The 22597-nt window shown below is 66.4% G+C and carries 19 protein-coding genes and 1 pseudogene; 9 read left to right on the forward strand and 11 right to left on the reverse strand.

Translation table 11 applies throughout. The features are described from left to right. Nucleotides 1-78 precede the first annotated feature (78 nt). The 7 genes from Q4I23_RS03185 to Q4I23_RS03215 all read left to right on the forward strand — a co-directional run bounded on the left by Q4I23_RS03185 (nucleotide 79) and on the right by Q4I23_RS03215 (nucleotide 6940). Nucleotides 79-1179, forward strand: coding sequence for an extracellular solute-binding protein (locus Q4I23_RS03185; RefSeq protein ID WP_349597134.1), 1101 nt, complete (start codon nucleotides 79-81; stop codon nucleotides 1177-1179). Between the two features lie 98 nt (nucleotides 1180-1277). Next, a complete protein-coding gene (locus Q4I23_RS03190; RefSeq protein WP_498525290.1) occupies nucleotides 1278-2429 on the forward strand; it encodes an ABC transporter ATP-binding protein in 1152 nt (383 codons plus the stop codon). Further along, on the forward strand, nucleotides 2426-3349 hold the full coding sequence (locus Q4I23_RS03195; RefSeq protein ID WP_035673867.1) for an ABC transporter permease subunit: 924 nt from the start codon (nucleotides 2426-2428) through the stop codon (nucleotides 3347-3349). Before Q4I23_RS03190 ends, Q4I23_RS03195 begins: the two co-directional genes overlap by 4 nt. Continuing rightward, nucleotides 3346-4179, forward strand: a complete 834-nt coding sequence (locus tag Q4I23_RS03200; protein ID WP_454018396.1) for an ABC transporter permease subunit — start codon at nucleotides 3346-3348, stop codon at nucleotides 4177-4179. The genes Q4I23_RS03195 and Q4I23_RS03200 overlap by 4 nt, the downstream gene beginning before the upstream one ends. Nucleotides 4180-4568: 389 nt before the next feature. Then, the gene (locus tag Q4I23_RS03205) at nucleotides 4569-5585 is read left to right on the forward strand and encodes an agmatine deiminase family protein (protein WP_498525291.1); all 1017 of its coding nucleotides are present in this window, start codon (nucleotides 4569-4571) and stop codon (nucleotides 5583-5585) included. A 186-nt stretch (nucleotides 5586-5771) separates the two neighbouring features. After that, complete coding sequence (locus tag Q4I23_RS03210) at nucleotides 5772-6002, forward strand: hypothetical protein (protein ID WP_498525292.1); 231 nt, start codon at nucleotides 5772-5774, stop codon at nucleotides 6000-6002. Nucleotides 6003-6145: 143 nt separating this feature from the next. Continuing rightward, the gene (locus Q4I23_RS03215) at nucleotides 6146-6940 is read left to right on the forward strand and encodes a PP2C family protein-serine/threonine phosphatase (protein ID WP_498525303.1); all 795 of its coding nucleotides are present in this window, start codon (nucleotides 6146-6148) and stop codon (nucleotides 6938-6940) included. Nucleotides 6941-6964: 24 nt separating this feature from the next. Here the strand turns inward: Q4I23_RS03215 and Q4I23_RS03220 are convergent, their stop codons facing one another. Next, nucleotides 6965-7825 (reverse strand): DUF4384 domain-containing protein, encoded by an 861-nt coding sequence (locus tag Q4I23_RS03220; RefSeq protein ID WP_498525293.1) that lies wholly within the window; start codon nucleotides 7823-7825, stop codon nucleotides 6965-6967. Nucleotides 7826-8059: 234 nt separating this feature from the next. Here Q4I23_RS03220 and Q4I23_RS03225 point away from each other — a divergent pair, with 234 nt between their 5' ends. Further along, nucleotides 8060-9238 carry a lysozyme inhibitor LprI family protein gene (locus tag Q4I23_RS03225; RefSeq protein WP_498525294.1) on the forward strand — a complete coding sequence of 393 codons (1179 nt, stop codon included), beginning with the start codon at nucleotides 8060-8062 and terminating at the stop codon, nucleotides 9236-9238. 35 nt (nucleotides 9239-9273) lie between these two features. Here the strand turns inward: Q4I23_RS03225 and Q4I23_RS03230 are convergent, their stop codons facing one another. From Q4I23_RS03230 to Q4I23_RS03265, 8 genes are all read right to left on the reverse strand, one after another. Continuing rightward, entirely contained in the window at nucleotides 9274-10074 is an 801-nt protein-coding gene (locus Q4I23_RS03230; protein WP_498525295.1) for an MBL fold metallo-hydrolase, read from the reverse strand. Beyond that, nucleotides 10071-10868 (reverse strand): TatD family hydrolase, encoded by a 798-nt coding sequence (locus Q4I23_RS03235; RefSeq protein WP_498525296.1) that lies wholly within the window; start codon nucleotides 10866-10868, stop codon nucleotides 10071-10073. Before Q4I23_RS03235 ends, Q4I23_RS03230 begins: the two co-directional genes overlap by 4 nt. Before the next feature lie 6 nt (nucleotides 10869-10874). Beyond that, the gene (gene metG / locus Q4I23_RS03240) at nucleotides 10875-12425 is read right to left on the reverse strand and encodes a methionine--tRNA ligase (protein ID WP_498525297.1); all 1551 of its coding nucleotides are present in this window, start codon (nucleotides 12423-12425) and stop codon (nucleotides 10875-10877) included. Nucleotides 12426-12497: 72 nt separating this feature from the next. Continuing rightward, nucleotides 12498-13616 carry a DNA polymerase III subunit delta' gene (locus tag Q4I23_RS03245; protein ID WP_498525298.1) on the reverse strand — a complete coding sequence of 373 codons (1119 nt, stop codon included), beginning with the start codon at nucleotides 13614-13616 and terminating at the stop codon, nucleotides 12498-12500. Between the two features lies 1 nt (nucleotide 13617). Continuing rightward, a complete protein-coding gene (gene tmk / locus Q4I23_RS03250; protein ID WP_454018388.1) occupies nucleotides 13618-14250 on the reverse strand; it encodes a dTMP kinase in 633 nt (210 codons plus the stop codon). A 70-nt stretch (nucleotides 14251-14320) separates the two neighbouring features. Continuing rightward, the gene (locus Q4I23_RS03255) at nucleotides 14321-15487 is read right to left on the reverse strand and encodes a D-alanyl-D-alanine carboxypeptidase family protein (protein ID WP_454018387.1); all 1167 of its coding nucleotides are present in this window, start codon (nucleotides 15485-15487) and stop codon (nucleotides 14321-14323) included. Between the two features lie 89 nt (nucleotides 15488-15576). Then, nucleotides 15577-16488 (reverse strand): septal ring lytic transglycosylase RlpA family protein, encoded by a 912-nt coding sequence (locus Q4I23_RS03260; RefSeq protein WP_498525299.1) that lies wholly within the window; start codon nucleotides 16486-16488, stop codon nucleotides 15577-15579. A 105-nt stretch (nucleotides 16489-16593) separates the two neighbouring features. After that, nucleotides 16594-17418 (reverse strand): YdcF family protein, encoded by an 825-nt coding sequence (locus tag Q4I23_RS03265; protein WP_498525304.1) that lies wholly within the window; start codon nucleotides 17416-17418, stop codon nucleotides 16594-16596. A 1078-nt stretch (nucleotides 17419-18496) separates the two neighbouring features. Here Q4I23_RS03265 and Q4I23_RS03270 point away from each other — a divergent pair. After that, a pseudogene (locus Q4I23_RS03270) lies at nucleotides 18497-19546 on the forward strand (methyl-accepting chemotaxis protein); the annotation flags it as partial. Nucleotides 19547-19639: 93 nt separating this feature from the next. Here the strand turns inward: Q4I23_RS03270 and Q4I23_RS03275 are convergent. Next, complete coding sequence (locus Q4I23_RS03275) at nucleotides 19640-22291, reverse strand: valine--tRNA ligase (RefSeq protein WP_498525300.1); 2652 nt, start codon at nucleotides 22289-22291, stop codon at nucleotides 19640-19642. A gap of 56 nt (nucleotides 22292-22347) precedes the next feature. Then, a complete protein-coding gene (locus Q4I23_RS03280; RefSeq protein ID WP_498525301.1) occupies nucleotides 22348-22572 on the reverse strand; it encodes a DUF2497 domain-containing protein in 225 nt (74 codons plus the stop codon). Nucleotides 22573-22597 lie beyond the last annotated feature (25 nt).

The raw sequence follows: 22597 nt of genomic DNA on the forward strand, positions 1-22597 counted from the left end.
CGCCGCCTCCCACGTCGAATGGAAAAAAGTCGACCAGTCACGAACTGACGAACGATCCAGAATTCGGGGGCTTTCTGCATGAAACGTTTCGCTCTCAGCGTCATCGGCGCCGTCGCGGCGATCGCCATCGCCGGCCCGGCGCTGGCCCAGGCCAAGAAGCCGGTCAACATCTACATCTGGAACGACTATCTGGGCGAATCGACGCTGGCGGACTTCACCAAGGCCACCGGCTACGACACCAAGGTGGACCTCTACGACAGCCTGGAACTGCTGGAGCAGAAGGTGCTGGTCGGCAAGTCGGGCTACGACGTGATCGTCCCGACCGCCGAGCCGACCCTGTCGCGCATGATCCAGGCGAAGGTCGTGGCGCCGCTCGACAAGGCGAAGATCCCGAACCTGAAGAATGTCGATCCGAAGGTTCTCAAGCTCCTCGAGAACTCGGACCCTGGCAACAAGTTCGCTGTGCCCTATCTGGGCGGCACGGTCGGCATCGCCATCATCCCGGAGAAGATCAAGGCCGTCGCCCCCGACGTCCCGCTCGACAGCTGGGACCTGATCTTCAAGCCGGAGGTGGCGAAGAAGGTCGCGGCCTGCGGCATCACCGTGATGGATTCGGCCATCGACGTGATCCCGTCGGTGCTGAACTACCTCGGCCTCGATCCGAACTCCGAGAAGAAGGAGGATCTGGACAAGGTCGAGAAGACGCTGTTGGCGGTCCGCCCCTACATCAAGCAGTTCGTCACCGGCCAGAACATCAACATCCTGGCGGGCGGCGACGCCTGCGTCGTCATGGCCTACAATGGCGACGCCATCCAGGGTGCGGCCCGCGCCGAGGAAGCCAAGAACGGCGTGAAGGTCGAATACATCACGCCGAAGGAAGGCGTGCAGGTGTGGTGGGACACGCTGGCCATCCCGGCGGATGCGCCGAACAAGGAGGGCGCGCACGCCTACATCAACTTCATCCTGGACCCGGCGAACATCGCGGCGGTGTCCAACACGGTCAGCTACGCCAACGCCGTCCCGGCCTCGCTGGCCTCGGTTGACGAGGGCGTGAAGACCAACCCGGCCGTTTTCCTGCCGGAGAACAGCAACCTCAAGCTGTTCGCCCTGAAGTCGATCAAGCAGACCACCGACCGCGCCCGCACCCGCGTCTGGACCAAGGTCAAGACCGGCAAGTAAGCGCGCCGCGAACCGGCACGCACGACACGCGCCCTGGTCGTTTCCCATCGGGAACGGCCGGGGCGTTCCCATGAGAAGAGGACGCCGAGAGGAGCCGCATGGCCGTCCAGCCGATCCGCAAGCCCACGCGCCTGGAACCCTGGCAGGACCCGGGACAGAAGCCCTATGTGCGAATCGAGAAGGTGACCAAGACCTTCGGCGATTTCGTCGCCGTGGACGAGGTCAGCCTGTCGATCTACCGGGGTGAGTTCTTCGCCCTGCTGGGCGGCTCCGGGTCGGGCAAGACGACCCTGCTGCGCATGCTGGCCGGGTTCGAGACGCCGACCGAGGGCAAGATTTTCATCGACGGCGTCGACATGGCCGGCATCCCGCCCTACGAGCGGCCGGTCAACATGATGTTCCAGTCCTACGCCCTGTTCCCGCACATGTCGGTGGAGCAGAATGTCGCCTTCGGCCTGAAGCAGGACGGCGTCGCCAAGGCCGAGATCAAGGAGCGGGTGGGGGCCATCCTCGACCTCGTCCAACTCGGCCAGTTCGTCAAGCGCAAGCCGCACCAACTGTCCGGCGGCCAGCGGCAGCGCGTGGCGCTGGCCCGCTCGCTGGTCAAGCGGCCCAAGCTGCTTCTGCTCGACGAACCGCTGGGCGCGCTGGACAAGCGGCTGCGCGAGCGGACCCAGTTCGAGCTGGTCAACATCCAGGAGAAGCTGGGCGTCACCTTCATCGTGGTCACCCACGACCAGGAGGAGGCGATGACCATGTCCTCGCGGATCGCCGTCATGAATCACGGCGTCATCGCCCAGACCGGCACGCCGACCGAGATCTACGAATACCCGCAATCCCGCTTCGTCGCCGAGTTCATCGGCTCGGTGAACATGTTCGAGGGCAGGGTGGTGGAGGATCAGGCCGACCATGTGCTGATCCGCTCCGAGGACGCCGGCTGCGACCTCTACATCAACCACGCGGTGGCGGTCCCCGCCGGCGCCACGGTGGGCGTCGCCGTCCGCCCGGAGAAGATCGCACTGAGCAAGGAGCCGCCGGCCAACTCCGACGGGCGCAACGTCACCAGCGGGATCGTGCGCGAAATCGCCTATCTCGGCGACGTGTCGATCTATCTGGTCGAGCTGAAGACGGGCAAGACGGTGCGTGTCACGGCGCCCAACGTGGTGCGGCGCACCGAGATGCCCGTCACCTGGGACGACGAGGTGCATCTGAGCTGGCGTCCCTTCGCCGGGGTGGTGCTGACGCAATGATCGATCTTCTGCGCCGGATCGGCCTGTGGGGGCGGGGGGTGGTGGTCGCCATCCCCTACCTGTGGCTTCTGCTGTTCTTCCTGGTGCCCTTCCTGATCGTGTTCGGCATCAGCCTGTCGGAGGCGATGCTGGCGCAGCCGCCCTACGCGCCGCTGATCGACTGGCTGGTGGACGAGGACGCGGGCACGACCAAGCTCCAGATCCTGCTGAACCTGTCCAACTATCTGCGGCTGGGCGGGGACGACCTCTACATCCTGGCCTATCTTAACTCGGTGAAGATCGCGCTGGTCACCACCGTCTGTTGCCTGCTGCTGGGCTATCCCATGGCATACGCCATCGCCCGGGCGGAGCCGTCCAAGCGCGGGCCGCTGATGATGCTGGTCATCCTGCCCTTCTGGACCAGCTTCCTGATCCGGATCTACGCCTGGATCGGCATCCTGAAGGCCAACGGGGTGGTGGACAACCTGCTGCAATGGACCGGTCTGACGACGGAGCCGTTCGAGCTGCTCTACTCGGACTGGGCCGTCTACATCGGCATGACCTACTGCTATCTGCCCTTCATGGTGCTGCCGCTCTACGCGACGCTGGAGAAGCTCGACCCGACGCTGCTGGAGGCGGCGGCGGACCTCGGCTGCCGGCCCTGGAAGGCGTTCCTGACGGTGACGCTGCCGCTGTCTCTGCCGGGCATCATCGCCGGGTCGCTTCTGGTCTTCATCCCCTCGGTCGGCGAGTTCGTGACTCCGGAACTGCTGGGTGGTCCGGACACGCTGATGATCGGCCGCGTGCTGTGGAACGAGTTCTTCGCCAACCGCGACTGGCCCGTCGCCTCGGCGGTGGCCATCGCGCTCCTGCTGTTCCTGGTGGTGCCGATCATGGTCTTCCAGCATGTCCAGGGGCGCCAGACGGAGGCCGGGCGATGAAGCAGATGGGAAAACTGGCCTGGGCGCTGTGGTTTGGCTACGCCTTCCTCTACGTACCGATCGCGCTGCTGATCTTCTACTCCTTCAACGAGTCGCGGCTGGTCACGGTGTGGGGCGGCTTCTCCACCAAATGGTATACGGAGCTTCTGCAGAACGACCAGCTTCTCGGGGCGGCCTGGCTGTCGCTCAAGGTGGCGGCGATGTCGGCCACCGCATCGGTGGTGCTCGGCACCGTCGCGGGTCTGGCGCTGGCCCGCTTCGGGCGGTTCCGCGGGCGGACGCTGTTCGGCGGCATGATCACCGCGCCGCTGGTCATGCCGGAGGTCATCACCGGCCTGTCGCTTCTGCTGCTGTTCGTGGCGCTGGAGCAGGCCATCGGCTGGCCGGACGGCCGCGGCATGACGACGATCACCATCGCCCACACCACCTTCACCATGGCCTATGTGGCGGTGATCATCCAGTCGCGCCTCGTCAGCCTGGACGAGAGCCTGGAGGAGGCGGCGATGGACCTCGGCGCCCGCCCGGCCAAGGTGTTCTTCGTTATCACGCTGCCGATCATCGCCCCGGCCATCGTGTCGGGCTGGCTGCTCGCCTTCACCCTGTCGCTCGACGATGTGGTGGTCGCCAGCTTCGTGTCGGGGCCGGGCTCCACCACCCTGCCGATGGTCATCTTCTCCAGCGTGAAGTTCGGCATCAGCCCGCAGATCAATGCGCTGGCGACTCTGATGATGGTGGTGGTCGCCACCGGGATTTTCATCGCCAGCCTGGTCATGGCGCGGCAGGAAAGGCAGAGGAAGCGGGACGAGCAAATGGCGGTGCAGGGGGGCTGACTCCCTCCCGTGTCGCCTCATAGGGGCTATGCCGTTAGGCCGCAGCCGGTGGGGGTGGCCGTTCGCCGTTGCATTTGCTATTGTAATGGCATCTGCAACAGCGAATGAGGTCGTATCGTGCGCGCGCTCTTATGGTTCCCAATGCTTCGTCTTGGTTTTTCGATGCCTTTTTCGGCGCCCAAGCGCCGTTATTCGGATCGTCCGCCCTCCCGCCGCTGAGCGGTCGAGCGCGCCGCCCTTCCGGGCATTCCGGTGGCCCCTTTGGTGGCCGTTGCCAAATCCTCCGCTCCGTGGTTAGGGTGACCGTGGGTCACGGGTAACGCCGTGACGACCCGCTCCGGCCACGCACAAGAGCCGGGCCATTCAGGGATTTGGCAGGAGATTCAAAGATGACGACACCGGCGGCGGAAGGCTTCACCATGCCGGGCGAATGGGAACGGCACACCCGCTGCTGGATGGCGTGGCCGTGCCGGCCCGAGACGTGGCCCGAGGGGGCCTTCGACGCCGCCGCTGCCGCCTACACCGACGTCGCCCGCGCCATCAGCCGGTTCGAGCCGGTGACCATGGTCTGTGATCCCGCCGACGTCGCCGACGCCTCCCTGGCCTGCGGGCCGGGCGTCGAAATCCTACCCTTGCCGATCAGCGATTCCTGGATTCGTGACACCGGACCCAGCTTCGTCACCGATGGGAAAGGGCAGGTGGCCGGCGTCCATTGGCGTTTCAACGCCTGGGGCGGCAACTATCCGGACAGCGCCAAGGACCAGCAGGTCGGGCGCCTGATGCTCGACCATCTCGGTCTGCGGCGCTTCGAAGCGCCCTTGGTCATGGAGGGCGGCTCCTTCCATGTGGACGGGGAGGGGACGCTGCTGACAACCGAGCAGTGCCTTCTGAATCCCAACCGCAACCCGAATCTCGGCAAGGCGGAGATCGAGGCGCTTCTCAAGGAGCATCTCGGCATCTCCAGCGTGATCTGGCTGGGCGAGGGCTATCAGGACGACGAGACGGACGGTCACATCGACGAGATTGCCCTGTTCGTGAAGCCCGGCGTCGTCATGGCGATCACCACCGACGATCCCGGTGACGCCAATTTCAAGGCGTTCCAGGACAACCTGGACCGGTTGAAGCGCGCCCGCGACGCCCAGGGGCGGGAACTGGAGGTCATCCCGGTCCGCCAGCCGGCGCGGCGCGACGAGAGCGGCGTGCGGCTGACCTTGTCCTACACGAATCTCTACATCGCCAACGGCGGCATCGTCATGCCGGCTTTCGAGGATTCGGCGGACGACGAGGCTTTCCGCATCGTGCGCCGGGCCTTCCCGGACCGCGAGGTGGTGCAGGTTCCGGCGCTGGACATTGTGCGCGGCGGCGGCGGCATCCACTGCATTACCCAGCAGCAGCCGGCGATCTGATCCGGCGCATTCACTGGTTAGCAGAAAGGCGAGGGAACTTGCAGCCTTCGCTTTTTAATCGGTCACTGCGTCGATTCGGATCTTGAATCGGTGGGTGCGCAGGCGCATGTTTTTAACATGCAGTTAAACCCGCTCAATATGCCTCCGATGGCAAAGCCTCAGCCGCCGATCACACCGGCGATGCAGATGGCTATGTCTCCGGCGGTTCAGGCGGCGCAACAGACCACCTCCACTGTTCGCACCCAGACGGTCCAGGCGACCCAGGCGGTCGGCAAGCTGGACCAGACACGGGAAACGCGCAACGCCACCCAGTCGGGGCAGGCGATCGATCCGCAGACGGCGGCTGTCCAGGCACGAACGAACGGAACCGGCTACGGCGGCAAGCAGCGGGGCACACTCTTGGACGCCAGCGTCTGAGGCGTTTTCACGCGTCCTTTCCCGCTGTTCAATTCGCAACCTCTCCGCCATTATCGTATGCAAAGCCGAGGCGGTTTTTCGCGTTGCCGAAGGCTGTTTCCAGGAAGCTGGTTCGGCTGTAACGCGCTGGAGCCGTTCGCGTGATGCATTCCGCTCTGATCGACATGATCGCCGCTGGACAAACGGATGTTGGCCGTGTCCGGTCGCGCAACGAGGACTCGTTCCACCTCGACCCGGCGCTTGGCTTGGCGGTGATCTGCGATGGCATGGGCGGGCACGCTGGCGGCGACATCGCCAGCCGCACCGCGGTGGAGGTGGTGGCTGCGGTCGTTGCGTCCTACGACCGCAGACATGACGGCCGGACACCATCCTTGTCGGAGGAGGACAGGACGGCCGACGCCGCCGCATTGACGGTCCGTTCCGCGGTGGTGGCTGCCAACCGCCGCATCAACGCCCTGAACCGCCAGCGCGGTTTCGCCGAAGGGCGCGGCATGGGCACCACGCTGGTGGGGCTCTGGCGCATTCCGGGAACCGGTCGGGTGGTGGTGTTCCACGCCGGAGACAGCCGGTTGTATCGTTTGCGCGGCGGTGAGTTTCGTCTGCTGACGCGCGATCACAGCCTTTACCAGGTGTGGCTCGACAACGGGCGCCGCGGGCAGGCTCCCCAGCGCAACATCATTGTCCGCGCGCTTGGCACCGGGGAGCAGGTGGAGCCCGATATCGCCATCCACGATCTGCAGCCTGATGATCTCTACCTTCTCTGTTCGGATGGGCTGACCGGAATCGTGCCGGAAGGGCTGATCCAGCGGATTCTCACCCAACAGCCGCCTCCCGCTCCCGAGGATGCCTGCGCCAAGCTGATCGATTTCGCAAACGGAGCGGGCGGGCCGGACAACATCACCCTCATTCTCGCCCGCTTCGTCCTTCTCCCGGCCTGAATACAGGGTGCATAGCCAAGCCTGTCAGGGCGCCTTGGTTTTCAGGAAACGCGCCGTGGCCACGGTGGTCGGAGCGGCGGAGTCCAGCGCCTGCTTCAATGCGGGAAGATAGGATGCCGCCGTTTCGGCTTCAGGGCGAGGAGACGGGAACAGCGGTGCGGGGCTGGCGATCACGACGATCAACTCATGACCGTATGGCGGCCCGATGCTCCAGAATCGTCCGCCGGCGCCGCGCTCACCCAGCCGGCGAATCGCACCGGGCTCCACACGGCCGCTGATCTCCAAGGGATTGGGCAGCAGATGGATCACGTCGCCGTCCGACGTGAAATAATCCACTTGCAGATGCGTTGGAAAATCAGGGGTTACGACGTCGAACATCAGGTCTTGGCCGCCCTTGAACGGCGTTCCGGCGGCCTCCTTGAAACGGATCGACAAGGGTGTCGCCGAACCGGCGTTGGCGGACCGCAGCGGTCCGATCAGGGTCAGAGGCTCGCACAGGGCAGGGGATGCGCGCTCGACGTCGACGGCGGCCCGTTGACCGGTGAGGAGATCCTGGGCGAGCAACGCGAGGCTGTCCGGATCGGTATCGCCCGCGGTCAAGCCGGAGATCGCCACCCTCTGGTCCTTGCCGATGGCGACATCGAGTTCGGCGCAATGAAACTCCGCCAAGGCGGTCCGCAGCGCCGACAGATCGGGCACGGCGGGAACGGGCGGAACGTCATGTACGGAAGACGGCTGCGCGGAGACGGGCTCGCTGTCCGCGGAGCCATCGGACGCCGCGCCGCCATCGGACGCCCAAGCGGTCGCAGCAACCCCAACGGCGGCGGCAAGCAGCGCCTTGGCGCATCGGTGCCGCCATGTCGTCGGCGTGTGGGAGTCCTTCACCGAATTCCGACCGTTGGCTATAAACTGGGGTTTATGTAATGCGCATTTTGGGCATTGCCAAGGGTGGAGGAGCTGTCACTCCCAGGGAAAGAGCGATCATATAATCTGTATTATGGAAAATAGGATCACAAGGAAGCGAGCAGGGCACCAATCCGTCCCTTCCGGCCTTCCGGTCGATGGATTATCGTCGCGGCTCGTTTCTGCGTCCAATTCCATCGATGAAGGCTGCGCCTTATGCCTCGTTTCTCGTGGCTTTTCGGCCCCGCGTTGTCGCTCTGTCTGCTTCCGCTCGCCGCCGTGGCCCAGACGGCACCCGATTGTGCCAAACCATCCGGCCGCGCTGAACGCACCATCTGCGCCAGCGCCGACTTGAAGGTCGTCGCCGAGGATATGGCGACGCTGCTGCGCGACACCTTGGGGAACACATCCACCGATGACCGGGATGCCATCGAGCGTGCGCAGAAAGCGTTCCTGACCGAACGTGACGCCGCTTGCGCTGACAAGTCCACCATCCCGGCCTGTCGAGCCCTGTACGAGAAACGCACCGCCGACCTCGCCGCTCAGAATTCAGCGGCGCAGAAGAAACTGGCCGCGATTGTCGCCGGCATTCCAAAGGACGCCAAGGCCGCTGCCGCGGCGCTCCAGCGCTACAGCGGTGCGCCGGCGAAGGCATGGCTGGTCTATCTCCACCAGAGTGGCGCGGTGGCGGCGCCCGACAAGGACGCCACGGTGCGCCGACTGGTGGGCGAGATCTTGAACCAAGGTCTCCCAAAAGACCCTTATCTTCATGAAGAGATGGCGAATCTCGGTGATGTTCCGAGCGCTCCGCTGAGCACGTCGCTGCTGTTCCTGCGCCACGTCCTGTCGACCACAGAAATGGACGCACCCTGCTTCCTGTTCACCAAACATGGGCAGCCGGCCTTCGAAGCCTTCGGCGCCTTCTGGGGCAACGCGCGCGACGAGACGCCCGGCCTGTGCAACCCGCCGTCCTCCTTGTTCGATTTGCCGGAATGGAAGGCCGTCTCCACCCACATGGACCCGGCCATCGAGCCGGCCCTGGTGGAACGCGGCAGCATCCGCCATGGCTATGAACGCCAGTTCGAGGTGGACGATCTTCAAGCGTCGCTGGTGCCCAGCACGCTTCTCGAAGCGCCCATGTCCGCCGAAGCCAAGAAGATGGCCGAGCAGCGCGGCCGGGCCGTGGCCGCTTTTCGATCCTGGAGCGATTTCGACGTCTGGCCGGAGAAGGAATACCGCGCAGCGGTGAACACTCTGCCGGCAGCCATCACTGCGACATCAAAGCTTTACAGAGAAAAGTTCAAGCTGAATCCCCAGACGGCGGATCAGGCGGCCAAGGCGGCCGCGGACCGTTTCATCGCCGGGCGGCTGGGTCTCATCATGCCGGACGACTGACCGTCGCCCTGCCCCATGCCGTCATCAAGTAAATCCTAAAGCTCAATTACGAGCCCGTCATAGGCGGGCTCGACACCGACGGGAAGCAGCCGGCGGAGCGTGTCGTAATCCATGGTCTGGTCCATGTGCGTCAGGTAGGCCCGCTTGGGGCGCACCCGCGCGATCCATTCCAGCGTCAGGGCGAGATGGGCGTGAACCGGATGTGGCGGCTCGATCCGTGCGCAGTCGACCACCCACACCTCGATGCCCTCCAACGCCGTGAAGGCATCTTCATCCAATTTCACAACGTCGGTCGAATAGGCAAATTTATCAAAGCGATAGCCAAGGGTCTTCAGATAGCCGTGATCCTGCTCGAAGGGCACGATCCGGCGACCGCGCACCTCGAACGGGCCTTCCACGGCGCGAGGCCTCAACACCGGTCGGTAAAAGGGATCGCCGGGGCGCAGAGGCTCGAAGCAGTAACCAAAACGCCGCTCCAACTCGGCCAAATCATCGGCGCTGCCAAAGGCGTCGATGGGCGCGTGCATGGCGCGGCACAGTTCCCTGAGTTCGTCGATGCCATGGGAATGGTCGGCGTGCTGGTGCGTCCACAGCACGGCGTCGAGCCGCCGCACATCGGCGTTGAGAAGCTGCTGGCGCAGATCCGGCGAGGTATCGACCAGGACGCTGACGTCACCGCCCTGCCCGGCCCTCTCCTGCTCCCACTCCACCAGAATGGACGGGCGCATCCGCTGGTTCCTGGGGTTCCCCGGGTCACAGGAACCCCAGCCGAGACCGATTACGGGAACGCCCCGCGACCCGCCGCAGCCGAGGATCGTGACCCGCTGGCCGGTCATGCGGCGGCCTGCTGGCCCGTACCGGCGCGGGGGAACAGGCGGAAGAAGTTCTCGGTGGATATCCGGGCCATTTCAGCCGCGGCCACGCCCTTGACCTCGGCGACGCAGGCCGCGGTGTGGGCGACGTAGGCCGGTTCGTTGCGCTTGCCGCGGAAGGGCACCGGCGCCAGATAGGGCGCGTCCGTCTCCACAAGAATCCGGTCCAGCGGAACGTCCTTCACGATGGCGCGGAGGTCCTCCGACTTCTTGAAGGTGACGATGCCGGACAGGGAGATGTAAAAGCCGAAATCCAGAGCCTCTTCAGCGAGTTGCCGCCCGGAGCTGAAGCAATGCAGCAGGCCGTTCACCGGCTGGCCGGCGGCTTCCTCGCGGATGATCCGCATGGTGTCGTCGTCGGCGTCGCGGGTGTGCACGATCAGCGGCAGGCCGGTCTGAAGGCTGGCCCGGATGTGCCGGCGGAAGCACTCCTGCTGAACGTCGCGCGGGCTCTTGTCGTAGAAGTAGTCGAGCCCGGTCTCGCCCAGCCCGATCACCTTCGGGTGGGTGGACAGTTCGACGAGGCGCTCCACGCTCACCCCGGCGATCTCCTCCGCGGCTTGGTGCGGATGGACGCCGAGTGAGCACAGGACGTCGTCGTACCGTTCGGCGACCGCCAGGATGCGGTCGAAGCGCGACAGGTAGGTGCAGATGGTCACCATCCGCCCCACCCCCGCCTGCCGGGCGCGGTCGATGACCGCGTCCAGCTCCTCGGCGAAATCGGGGAAGTCGAGATGGCAGTGGCTATCGACCAGCATCGTTCGTCAGCTCTTCGCTTCGTCCACATAACGCGGGAACACGCCCTGCGGCGTGGGCAACGGAGTGCCGGCGACCAGCGCCCCACCCGCCCCCAGCCGGTCGAACCCGCGGGCCTCCGGCCCTTGCGCCAGCTGGTCAAGGATCTTCGCCGAGGCTTCCGGCATGATCGGCTGGGTCAGGATGGCGAGGTGGCGGATGGTCTCGGCCAGCACGTACAGCACTGTGGCCATGCGCGCCGGATCGGTCTTCTTCAGCGCCCAGGGCGCCTGTTCGTCCACATAGCGGTTGCCGTCGCCGATCACCGCCCAGATGGCGTCCAGCGCCTTATGGAAGGCCTGCGCCTGGATCTCCGCCCGGACGATCGGCAGCAGGTTGCGGGCGGCGCCGAGCAGGGCCTCGTCGGCCTCGGTGAAGGCGCCCGGCTGCGGCACGGCGGCCCCGCAGTTCTTGCCGATCATCGACAGCGAGCGCTGCACGAGGTTCCCGTAATCGTTGGCGAGGTTGCCGTTGATCCGCTGCACCATCTGCTTGTGCGAGAAGTCGCCGTCGTTGCCGAAGGGCACCTCGCGCAGCAGGAAGTAACGGGTCTGGTCCAGGCCGTAGGTGTTGACCAGTGTCTCCGGCGCGATGACGTTGCCCAGCGACTTGGACATCTTCTGGCCTTCGATGGTCCACCAGCCATGGGCGAAGACGCGCTTCGGCGGGGCCAGCTTGGCGGCCATCAGGAAAGCCGGCCAATAGACGGCGTGGAAGCGCAGGATGTCCTTGCCGACCATGTGCAGGTTGGCCGGCCAGTATTTGGCGTACTCGCCGCCCTCGTCCGGGAAGCCGACCGCGGTGATGTAGTTGGCCAGGGCGTCCAGCCAGACATACATGATGTGGTCGGGATTGCCGGGCACCGGGATGCCCCACTTGAAGGTGGTGCGGCTGACCGACAGGTCCTTCAGCCCGGACTTCACGAAGGCCATCACCTCGTTGCGCTTGCCGGCGGGAGCGATGAAGTCCGGGTTCTGCTCGTAGAACTCCAGCAGGCGGTCCTGCCAGGCTGAGAGGCGGAAGAAGTAGGAGGGCTCCTCCACCCACTCGCACTCGGCGCCGGTCGGGGCGATCTTCTTGCCCGACGGCGACGTGGTCAGCTCGTCCTCGCCGTAAAAGGCCTCGTCGCGCACCGAGTACCAGCCGGCGTAGCTGCCGAGATAAATCTCGCCGGCCGATTCCAGGCGGCGCCACAGCTCCTGCACCGACGCGATGTGCCGCCGCTCGGTGGTGCGGATGAAGTCGTCGTTGGAGAAGTTCATCAGCGAGACGAGGTCGCGGAAATTCTTCGACACGCGGTCGGTGAACTCCTGCGGCGCGATCCCGGCGTTCATGGCGGATTTCTCCACCTTCTGGCCGTGCTCGTCGGTGCCGGTGAGGAACTTCACGTCATAGCCGTCCAGCCGCATGAAGCGGGCCAGCACGTCGCAGGCGAGCGTGGTGTACGCGTGCCCGATGTGCGGCACGTCGTTCACGTAATAGATCGGAGTCGTCAGGTAGAAGGTCTTCGACCCGGTCATGGCAGAGGCTCTCCCGAGAATGCGCCGGCCCGGCGCGTTGCCGGCCCGGATGGGCGTGTTGTGTCGTCCGTGTTAAGTAGCAGCCGCTTCCAGCGTCGCCAAGGCGTTCAGGACCACCTGCTTGCGGTCGAGATTGGCGGATTCCGCACGGGCGAAGTGGCGTTGGACCTTTTCCCACACCTCCACCCAACGTTCAAGGCCGCGGGCGTTGGCCAGGCGGGTCATCAGGGCGGCCTCCCCAGCCACCACCTCTGCCGGCCAGGCGCCGCGGGCCAGCGACCGGACGAAGCGGGCCAGCCACCAGACGAGCAGGTCGGTGGCCGTCTCGTAGAGTCCGTCGTCCTGCTTGCGGGTCAGCTTATCGCCGAAGGCGTGGGCGGCGGCGATGTCCAGCCGCGGCAGGGTGCCGAGCAGCCCGATCAGTTCCCGGTAGAGGTCGAGCCCACCGGCCTCGGCCAGCCCGATGGCCCGGCCGATGCTGCCCTCCGCCAGCCGGGCGAGCGCCGCCCGGTCGTCGTCGCCAAGGTCCGGGCGATGTTGGGACAACAGGTTGAGGACTGTTTCTTCAGGAAGCGGTTGAAGCGTGAGCTTGCGGCAGCGGGAGCGGATGGTGGGCAGCATGCCGCCGGGGTTGTCGCTGACCAGCAGCAACAAAGCGCCGGTTGGCGGCTCCTCAAGAATCTTAAGAATGGCGTTCAAACCACTGAGGTTCATGCGGTCCGCGCCGTCGATCACGGCCACGCGCCAACCACCCTCGGCGGCGGTCTTGCGCAGGAAGGGGCCGATCTTGCGCACGTCGTCCACGGCGATGTCGCGCTTCAGCCGGTCGCGCTTCTCGTCGCGCTGGCGCTCCACGGTCAGCAGGTCGGCGTGCCCGCCCGAGGCCACGCGCCGGAAGACCGGGGCGTCCGGGGACAGCGCCAGCGAGGCCGGCGGCGGCGGCGCGCCGAACAGGCCGGCGTCCGGCGGCTCGAGCCCCTGGGACAGGACGAAGCGGGCGAAGCGGAAGGCCAGCGTCGCCTTGCCGATACCCGGCGGACCGCCGATCAACCAGGCGTGCGGCAGGCGCCCGGAGTTCCAGGCGTCGAGCAGCAGGCGCTCGGCGTCGTCATGGCCGGTCAGCGCGGGGTTGCGGCGCGGAGCGAGGGCATCCTCCTCCGGGACCGGTTCTGGCGCGCGGGCGCGGCTCACCTCAGGAGGCTCCCAAGCGACGGGTCACCGTGTCCAGAATGGTCGCCTGCACCGTTTCCACGGGGTGTCCGGCGTCGACGACCACGCAACGCTCCGGCTCCCGCGCGGCGATGTCGAGGAAGCCGTCGCGCAGGCGGTGGTGGAAGGCGACGTCCATGCGCTCGTAGCGGTCCTCCCCGCCGCGCCGGGCGGCGGCCCGGGCCAGCCCGTCCTCCACCGGCAGATCGAGGATCAAGGTCAGGTCGGGCCGGAAATCGCCCAGGGCGGTGGCCTGGAGCGTGGCGACCAGATCGCGCCCCAGCCCCAGCCCGTAGCCCTGATAGGCCATGGTGCTGTCGAAGAAGCGGTCGCAGATGACCCAGTGCCCGGCCTCCAGCGCCGGCCAGACGGTCCGCTCCAGATGGTCGCGGCGGGCGGCGGTGTGCAGCAGCGCCTCGGTCACCGGACCCCAGCGGCCGGTCTCGCCGGACACCAGAAGGCCGCGGATCTCCTCGGCGCCCGGCGAGCCGCCGGGCTCGCGGGTCAGCACCACCCGCTTCCCCAAACCGATCAGCGCGTCGGCGAGCAGGCGGATCTGGGTGGTCTTGCCCGCCCCCTCGCCGCCCTCCAGCGTGATGAACCGCCCGCGCGTCATGGTCTGCTCCCGATGGTGATGAGGCCCGCCGCGTTCCGAAATCCGGCGGTGACGGGCCGGCTTACACCAATCAGCTCGCCCCGAAAATGAGGAACTTCGCCGCCGCCAGGGCGCGGCCCACGAAGCCCAGCTTCTCCACGTCCTGGGCGGCGACCACCGGGAACTCCTTGCCCGGGAAGCCCGGCGCGGAGACGACCACCTTGCCGACCACGTCGCCCTTCTTCACCGGCGCGGCGACCGGGGCGTTGCTGACCAGCGACACCTTCATGCCGCTGCGGTCGGCGCGGGCCATGGTGACCTTCATGTCCTCCGGCACGGTGACCGGAACGGTGTCCTGCGCGCCCAGCCAGAGCGGCACCTGATCGACCGTCTCGCCCGCCTTGAACAGGGCGTAGGTGGCGAATTCGCGGAAGCCCCACTCGATCAGCCGGGCCGATTCGTCGGCGCGGGCCTGCATGCTCGGCAGCCCGTTGACCACCAGGACGAGGCGGCGCCCTTCCCGCTCCGCCGAGGCGGTCAGGCCATAGCCGCCGGCCTCGGTGTGGCCGGTCTTCATGCCGTCCACGTCCATGCCGCGGTAGAGCAGCGGGTTGCGGTTGCCCTGGTTGATGCCGTGGTACTTGAACTCCCGGATCGAGTAATAGTGGTAGTATTCCGGGAAGTCCTTGATCAGATGCTCGGCCAGGATCGCGAGATCGCGGGCGGTCATGTAGTGATTCGGGTCGGGCCAGCCCGTCGCGTTGGTCAGGTTGGTGTCCTTCAGCCCCAAATCACGGGCGCGCTTGTTCATGCGCTCGGCAAAGGCCGATTCGGAGCCGGCGAGACCTTCGGCGAAGACGATGCAGGCGTCGTTGCCCGACTGCACGATCACGCCCTTGATGAGGTCGTCGACCTTGATGTTGTTGTGCAGCTCCACGAACATCTTGGAGCCCTGCATCCGCCACGCGCGCTCCGACACCGGCAGCGTGCTGTCCAGCGTCAGCCGGCCTTCCTTGATCGCGTCGAAGACCATGTACATCGTCATGATCTTGCTCATTGAGGACGGCGCCATGCGCTGATCCGGGCTCTTCTCGAACAGCACGGTGTTCGAGGTGATATCGACCAGGATCGCCTGCTTGGCGATGGTTTCGATGCTGGCGGCGTGAGCCACCGGCCCCACCCCCGCCGCGAACAGCGCGACCGCAAGGCCCATGGCGAAACGGGTGCGGGCAACGCGGGTGCGGACGACAGCGACCATGACAACTCCCTTCGAAACGCGGACTGGACAAGACGTGAAACGGAACGAGGCCCGGTGCCGGGCCAAGCTTGGACTGGGCTCGCGGGTGATCAATCAACCACGATTTTGGCGTCGGTAAGGCCGGCTTGGAGGATCTGGTTCAAAACGGCGTCGGCGGAGTCCACGCTGGTCAGAGGGCCCACCCGCACCCGCTGCAGACGCTGCCGTCCGGCGACCGTCTGGGTGACCTGCGCCTGCTGGCCGAGCGAGGCCAGACGGGCGCGCACGCGGGTGACGTTGTCCTGGCTGCCGAAGGCGCCGACCTGGACGTAGATCTGCTCATAGGGCTTCATCGGAAGCTCGGCGACCACCGGGGCCGGAACGAAGCGACCGTCGACCATGTCGCCGGCCACCGTCGTGGGCGGCGGCACCGGGGCGCGGGTGACCGCGGCGGGAGTCGGACGGGCGACGCCGCCGACCTCCACCGAACCGCGCGGGGCGGCTTTCGGCGGCGGGCCGTCCAGTTCCGCCAGCATCGGCGCCGGCGTGCCCTGGCGGGCCGCGGCGGCGACCGCGCGGCTTTCCTCGGCCAGAATCTGCACGCGCACCTTGGCCGTGCCCGTGCCTTCGAACCCCAGCAATTGCGCGCCGCGCCGCGACATGTCGATGATTCGCCCGTTGGCGTAGGGGCCGCGGTCGTTGATGCGAACAACCAACGACCGGCCGTTGTCGAGATTGGTGACGCGCACGAGGCTTGGCATGGGCAAGGTCTTGTGCGCGGCCGTCAGCTCATTTTGGTCGTAAACCTCGCCGTTAGCGGTGACCTTTTGGTGGAATCCCGGACCGTACCAGGAGGCGATCCCGGTCTCGCTGTAGGAGTAATCCTCGGCGGGATAATACCAGACGCCGTTGACCTGATAGGGCTTGCCGACTTTGTAGACGCCGCTGCGCGGCAGTCCGGACGAGGATGGCGCGGGCGGCGCGGACGCACAGGCGGCGAGCGTCAGCGCTCCTGCGAGCACGACTGCCCCCCTCAGCATATGCGCGCGTCGCATGGTCCCACCCCGCTAAATCTGGTGGCGCCACTCTAGCCGAGTTACCTCGCCGCGCCAACCGCGCAACACCCCTCAGGAGCCCGCCTGTGCTGCAGTGCGGTCATGGGCCGGCCCTGGAAACAGCGCATCGGTCCGCCCCATCAGGCGGTAGGCGACGAGGCCGATCCATTCGCGGACCGGGTCCTGGAGCGCGTCGATCTGCTTGTCGAATTCGAAGCGGACGAAGGGCCGTCCGCCGAAGCGCGTGCGGTAATCGACCGGATAGGGAATCACCTCCCAGCCGACCTGCCGGAAGATGCCGACCGACCGCGGCATGTGCATGGCCGAGGTCACGAGGACCCAGGTCTCCCCAGGCTTCGGCTGGACGAGACGCTGGCTGTACAGGGCGTTTTCCCAGGTGTTGCGGGACTCGTTCTCGTAGGTCACGCTGTCGGGGTCGATCCCGACCTGCCGAAGCGCACCACGGACCGCGAGGTCCTCCCGCAGCTCCAGGGCGTCCTGACCGGCCAGCCGTCCCGAGCCGCCGGTGAACACCGCGTGAGCCTGCGGATAGCGGCGGATCAGTTCGGCGAAACCCAGGATACGCTCCGCCGCGTCGTTGACGGACGGCTCGCCGCGGTCGCGGGTGATCGGCGGGTTCACCGCCCCGCCCAGCATGATGATGCCGTCCACCCGTTCCGGCAGATCGGGGCGGGGAAAGCGCTCCTCCAGCGGCAGCGCGACCCACGAGGCGATCGGCGTGACCATGACGACGACGAAGCCGACGGTGACCGCTACGACCAGCCGCCGCCCCCAATGGGCCAGACGGCGGGTGAACAGCAGCGCCGTCCCGGCGGTGAGGATCAGCACGAGCAGATTGCCCGGCGAGACCAGGAGCCACAGCAGCTTCGACAGCACGAAGGACAACAGCCGACCTCCCCTTTCGATTTTCGGTGGTTTCTAGATACGGATGTTCATCCCCGATGCCCAGGGGGCGACGGCACGGTAACGAATCCGCCATCGATCCGTAACAGCGGCGTCTTCGGCGGCGGGTAAGGTCCGCGGTGCAACCAAGGATTTCCCGCATATGCTGTCGAACATTTCCATCGGCACGCGAATCGCGCTGCTGGTCGCCGCGTCCGTGGTCACCTTGGGCCTGCTGGGTGGGACGGTCACCGTCGGCGCCCAGCGCATGTTCGAGGCGACCGCCGAACTGGATCAGTTCCGCGACGCCTATGAGCACACCGCCGCCATCGAGCGCCGGGCCAGCCGTCTGCGCTTCCAGGCGCTTCGTTTCGTGGCCGACCGCGACGAGACGGCGGCCGACGCCTTCGCGAAGAACGCCGAGGAAGCCTCGCGCCTGCTGGACGATCTCAAGGAACGCGGCGTGGAGCGCCTGCCGCAGGAGGAGTTGGGCCATCTGTCGCAGGGCATCGGCACGCTGAAGGAGCGCTTCTCGTCGGTCGTCGCGCGGGCGAAGGAACTGGGTCTGTCCGACGACAGCGGTCTGCGCGGCGTCCTGCGCGCCTCCGCCCGCGCCATCGAGGACGAGTTGAAGCAGTGGCCGAACGCCGACAAGCCGACCGGCCGCATGGAATCCATGCGGAAGATGGAGAAGGACTTCATCATCTACAGCGACGAATCGCTGCTGTCAGGCCACCGCAAGGCCTTCAACGAATTCACCTTCTTCCTCGCCGATTCAGGATTGGACGCGGCCACCCAGACCAGGCTGGAGAAACAGGCCCGCACCTACCGCACCGACCTCGGCCGGTTCGTCGACGCCACCAAGGCCTTCCGGGCCGAGGTGCAGACCTTCAACGACGCCTTCCAGGCCATGGTGCCGCGTTTCGAGGCCCTGCTGGAGTCGGCCAACGCCGGCATGGCCGGGGCGGTGGAGACTCAGAACCGGGTACGCAGCGAGGTGATCGCCAACGTGCTCCAGGTCGGCTCCGTCCTGCTGGTCGGCTTCGCGATCATCAGCCTTCTGGTCGCCCGCAGCATCACCCGGCCGCTGCGCCTGATCGAGGGGGTGATGGAACGGCTGGCCGGCGGCGACCGGACGGCCACCGTGCCGGAGACCGGACGGCGAGACGAGATCGGTGCGATGGCCCGCGCCGTCAGTGTGTTCAAGGAGAATCTTCAGCGCACGCATGAACTGGAGCAGGAGTCCCGCCGGGCCGAACGGCGGGCGGAAGAGGAACGGGAAACTGCGCTGCGCGCCATCGCCCACGACTTCGATTCGGCCTTCGGGCGCGTGCTGCACACGGTCAGCCACGCCGCCGACCAGATCCGCAACGGCGCCCACATCCTGCGCGACACCGCGGAGAAGATGAAGGAACAGGCGCTCGACACGTCCGAGAAGGCGGAGCAGACGTCCGAGGTAGTCGGCATCGTAAACAACGTATCGCGCACCCTCTCCGCCTCCATCGGCGAGATCGGCGGGCGGGTGACCACCTCCAGCACAGCCATCCGCCGCGCCGTGGACCACGCCCGGCAGAGCGACTCGGCGGTGGCGGCGCTGGCTGACAGCTCGCAGCGGATCGGGGAGATCGTCCGTCTGATCAACGACATCGCCGGGCAGACGAACCTGCTGGCCCTGAACGCCACCATCGAAGCCGCCCGCGCCGGAGAGGCCGGCAAGGGCTTCGCCGTCGTCGCCTCGGAGGTCAAGGTGCTGGCCAACCAGACCGCCAAGGCGACCGAAGACATCGCCGGTCAGGTCGGCGCCATCCAGGAGGCCACCGGCTCCGTCGTCGAGGCAATCCGTGCCATCCGGACCACCGTTGAGGAGGTCGCCCACCTGTCGGAGGACGTGTCCGCCGCCGTGCGCGACCAGCTCGAACAGACCGAGGAGATCGTCGGCGCCGTGGGCCGGGCCAACGACAACACCCACGAGGTGACCGAGAGCGTCAGCACCATGGCGATCACCGCCGCGGAGACCGGCAAGTCGGCCATCGAGATGATCTACTCCGCCGCGCAACTGGCCGACGAACTCCGGCAGCTCGAAGCCGACGCCGACCGCTTCGTGTCCTCCATCAAGATCTGAGGCACCAAGCTGTCAGGCACTCTTCAGACAAAGAGAAAGGGCAGGAGCCGAAGCCCCTGCCCTTTCTCGCTTTTGGGATCTGGATGACCAGCCTTACGCGGCCAGCATCTCCAGCGCCTTCTGCAGCTTGTCGCGGGCCTGCTCCGCGGTGTCGCGGCGGTCGCGCTGCTCCTCGATCACCTCTTCCGGCGCCTTGGCGACGAACTGCTCGTTCGACAGCTTGGCGTCGATCTTCTTGATCTCGCCGGACAGCTTCTCGATCTCCTTGGTCAGGCGCGCCCGCTCCTTGTCGAGGTCGACGATGCCTTCCAGCGGCAGGATCAGCGTGGCCTCGTCGAGCACCGCCTGAACGGCGCTCTTGGGCACCGGGCCGGACAGCGGCTCGACGCTGGCCAGACGGCCCATGCGCAGGATCAGGTCGCGGTGCGTGTCCAGCCGCTTCAGGCTCTCCGGACCGGCGTCCTTCAGCTTCAGTTCGATCTGCGCCGCGGGCGGGACGTTCATCTCCGACCGCATGGAGCGGACCGAGGAAATCGTCCGCACCACCCAATCCATCTCGTCACGGGCGGCCGGGTCGATCAGTTCCGCGCCATGTTCCGGCCAATGGGCGGAGATCAGGCGGTTCGCCCGGTCGGTGGACAGCTGCTCCCACAGCTCCTCGGTGATGAAAGGCATCAGCGGGTGGAGCATGTGCAGGATCTCGTCCAGAACCCAGGCGGTGGTCGCCCGCGTCTCGGCGATGGCGGCCTCGTCCGAACCGTTCAGGATCGGCTTGGTGAACTCCAGGTACCAGTCGCAGAAGGTGCCCCAGGTGAAGGCGTAGGCGGTGTTGGCGGCCTCGTTGAACTTGTAGGCCTCGATGGACTCGCCGACCTTCTTCGCCGCCTCCGCCAGGGCGCCGACGATCCAGCGGTTGACCGTCTGGGTCAGCCCGACCGGCTTGAAGCCGGGGACCGGGGCCACCCCGTTCATCTGGGTGTAGCGCGCGGCGTTCCACAGCTTCGTCGCGAAGTTGCGGTATCCCTCGACGCGGCTGACCGCCAGCTTGATGTCGCGGCCCTGGGCGGCCATGGCCGTCAGGGTGAAGCGCAGGGCGTCGGTGCCGTACTGGTCGATCAGTTCCAGCGGGTCGATGACGTTGCCCTTGGACTTCGACATCTTCTGGCCCTTCTCGTCGCGGACCAGGGCGTGGATGTAGACCGTCCGGAAGGGCACGTCCTTCATGAAGTGCAGGCCCATCATCATCATCCGGGCGACCCAGAAGAAGATGATGTCGAAGCCCGTCACCAGCACGTCGGTCGGGTAATAGCGCGCCAGTTCCGGCGTCTCGTCCGGCCAGCCCAGCGTGGAGAAGGGCCACAGGGCCGACGAGAACCAGGTGTCCAGAACGTCCTGGTCGCGGGTCAGCGCCACGTCCTCGCCGTAATGGGCCTTGGCCGCGGCGATGGCCGCCTCCTCGGTCTCCTCGACAAAGAAATGGCCGTCCGGGCCGTACCAGGCGGGAATCTGATGGCCCCACCAGATCTGGCGGCTGATGCACCAGGGCTGGATGTTGCGCATCCATTCGAAATAGGTGTTCTCCCACTGCTTGGGAACGAACACGGTCTTGCCGGTCTCCACCGCCTCGATGGCCGGCTTGGCGAGCGTGGCGGCGTCGACGTACCATTGGTCGGTCAACCAGGGCTCGATGGCCACGCCGGAGCGGTCGCCGTGCGGCACCATGTGGGTGTGCGGCTCGATCTTCTCCAAGAGGCCCAGCGCCTCCAGCTCGGCCACGACCTTCTTGCGCGCCTCGTAGCGGTCGAGCCCGCGGTAGGCCTCGGGAACCTCGTCGCCGGTGATGCGGGCGTCGCGGTCCATGATGTTGATGGCCGCGAGGTTGTTGCGCCGCCCGACCTCGAAGTCGTTGAAGTCGTGAGCCGGGGTGATCTTCACGGCACCCGAGCCGGTCTCCGGATCGGCGTACTCGTCGCCGACGATGGGGATCCGGCGGCCGACCAGCGGCAGGACGACGTTCCTGCCGATCAGATCCTTGTAGCGCTCATCCTCCGGATGGACGGCGACGCCGGTGTCGCCCAGCATCGTCTCGGGACGCGTGGTGGCGACCACGATGAAGCGGTCCGCCTCGCCTTCAATCGGGTAGCGGAAGTGCCAGAGGTTGCCCTTGATCTCCTTCTGCTCGACCTCGAGGTCGGAGATGGCGGTGTGCAGCTTGGGGTCCCAATTGACCAGCCGCTTGTCCTTGTAGATCAGCCCCTGCCTATGCAACTCCACGAACACCTTGCGGACGGCGCGGCTCAGCCCCTCGTCCATGGTGAAGCGCTCGCGCGGCCAGTCGGGCGAGGCGCCCAGCCGGCGCAGCTGGCGGGTGATGGTGCCGCCCGATTCGGCCTTCCACTCCCACACCTTGTCGATGAAGGCGTCGCGGCCGAAGTCGTGGCGCGTCTTGCCTTCCTTGGCAAGGTTCCGTTCCACGACCATCTGGGTCGCGATGCCGGCGTGGTCGGTGCCCGGCTGCCACAGCGCGTCGCGCCCGCGCATCCGGTTGTAGCGGGTCAGAACGTCCTGGAGCGTGAAGGTCAGCGCGTGGCCCATGTGCAGGCTGCCGGTCACGTTCGGCGGCGGCATCATGATGGTGTAGGGCTTGCCGTTCGACTCGGTCTTCGCCGCGAACGCGCCCGTCTCTTCCCACAGCCGGTAGTGCTTTTCCTCGACCTCGGCGGGCCGGTACGTCTTTTCCAACATCACCAGGAACTTTCGCTTACGAATTCAAACGGAATGCGTGGCGGGCGTGACGCCGCTCAGAATTTCTGGGAGCGCCGGATCATCCGGTCGATTTCCTGCTGGACCAGCCGTTCGACGATGGTCGGCAGATTCTCGTCCAGCCACTCCTTCAGCAGCGGCTTCAACAGCTCGCGGACGACTTCCTCCACGGTGCGGACGCCGACGGGCATCGGGCCGATGGACAGGTCGTCGCCGAGCTGGCGCGCCAGATGCGTGAAGTGGTGGGACTGTCTCTTATACACATCTCCGAGCCCACGAGACTATAAC

It is taken from the genome of Azospirillum sp. UFLA03-27, from assembly GCF_059803775.1.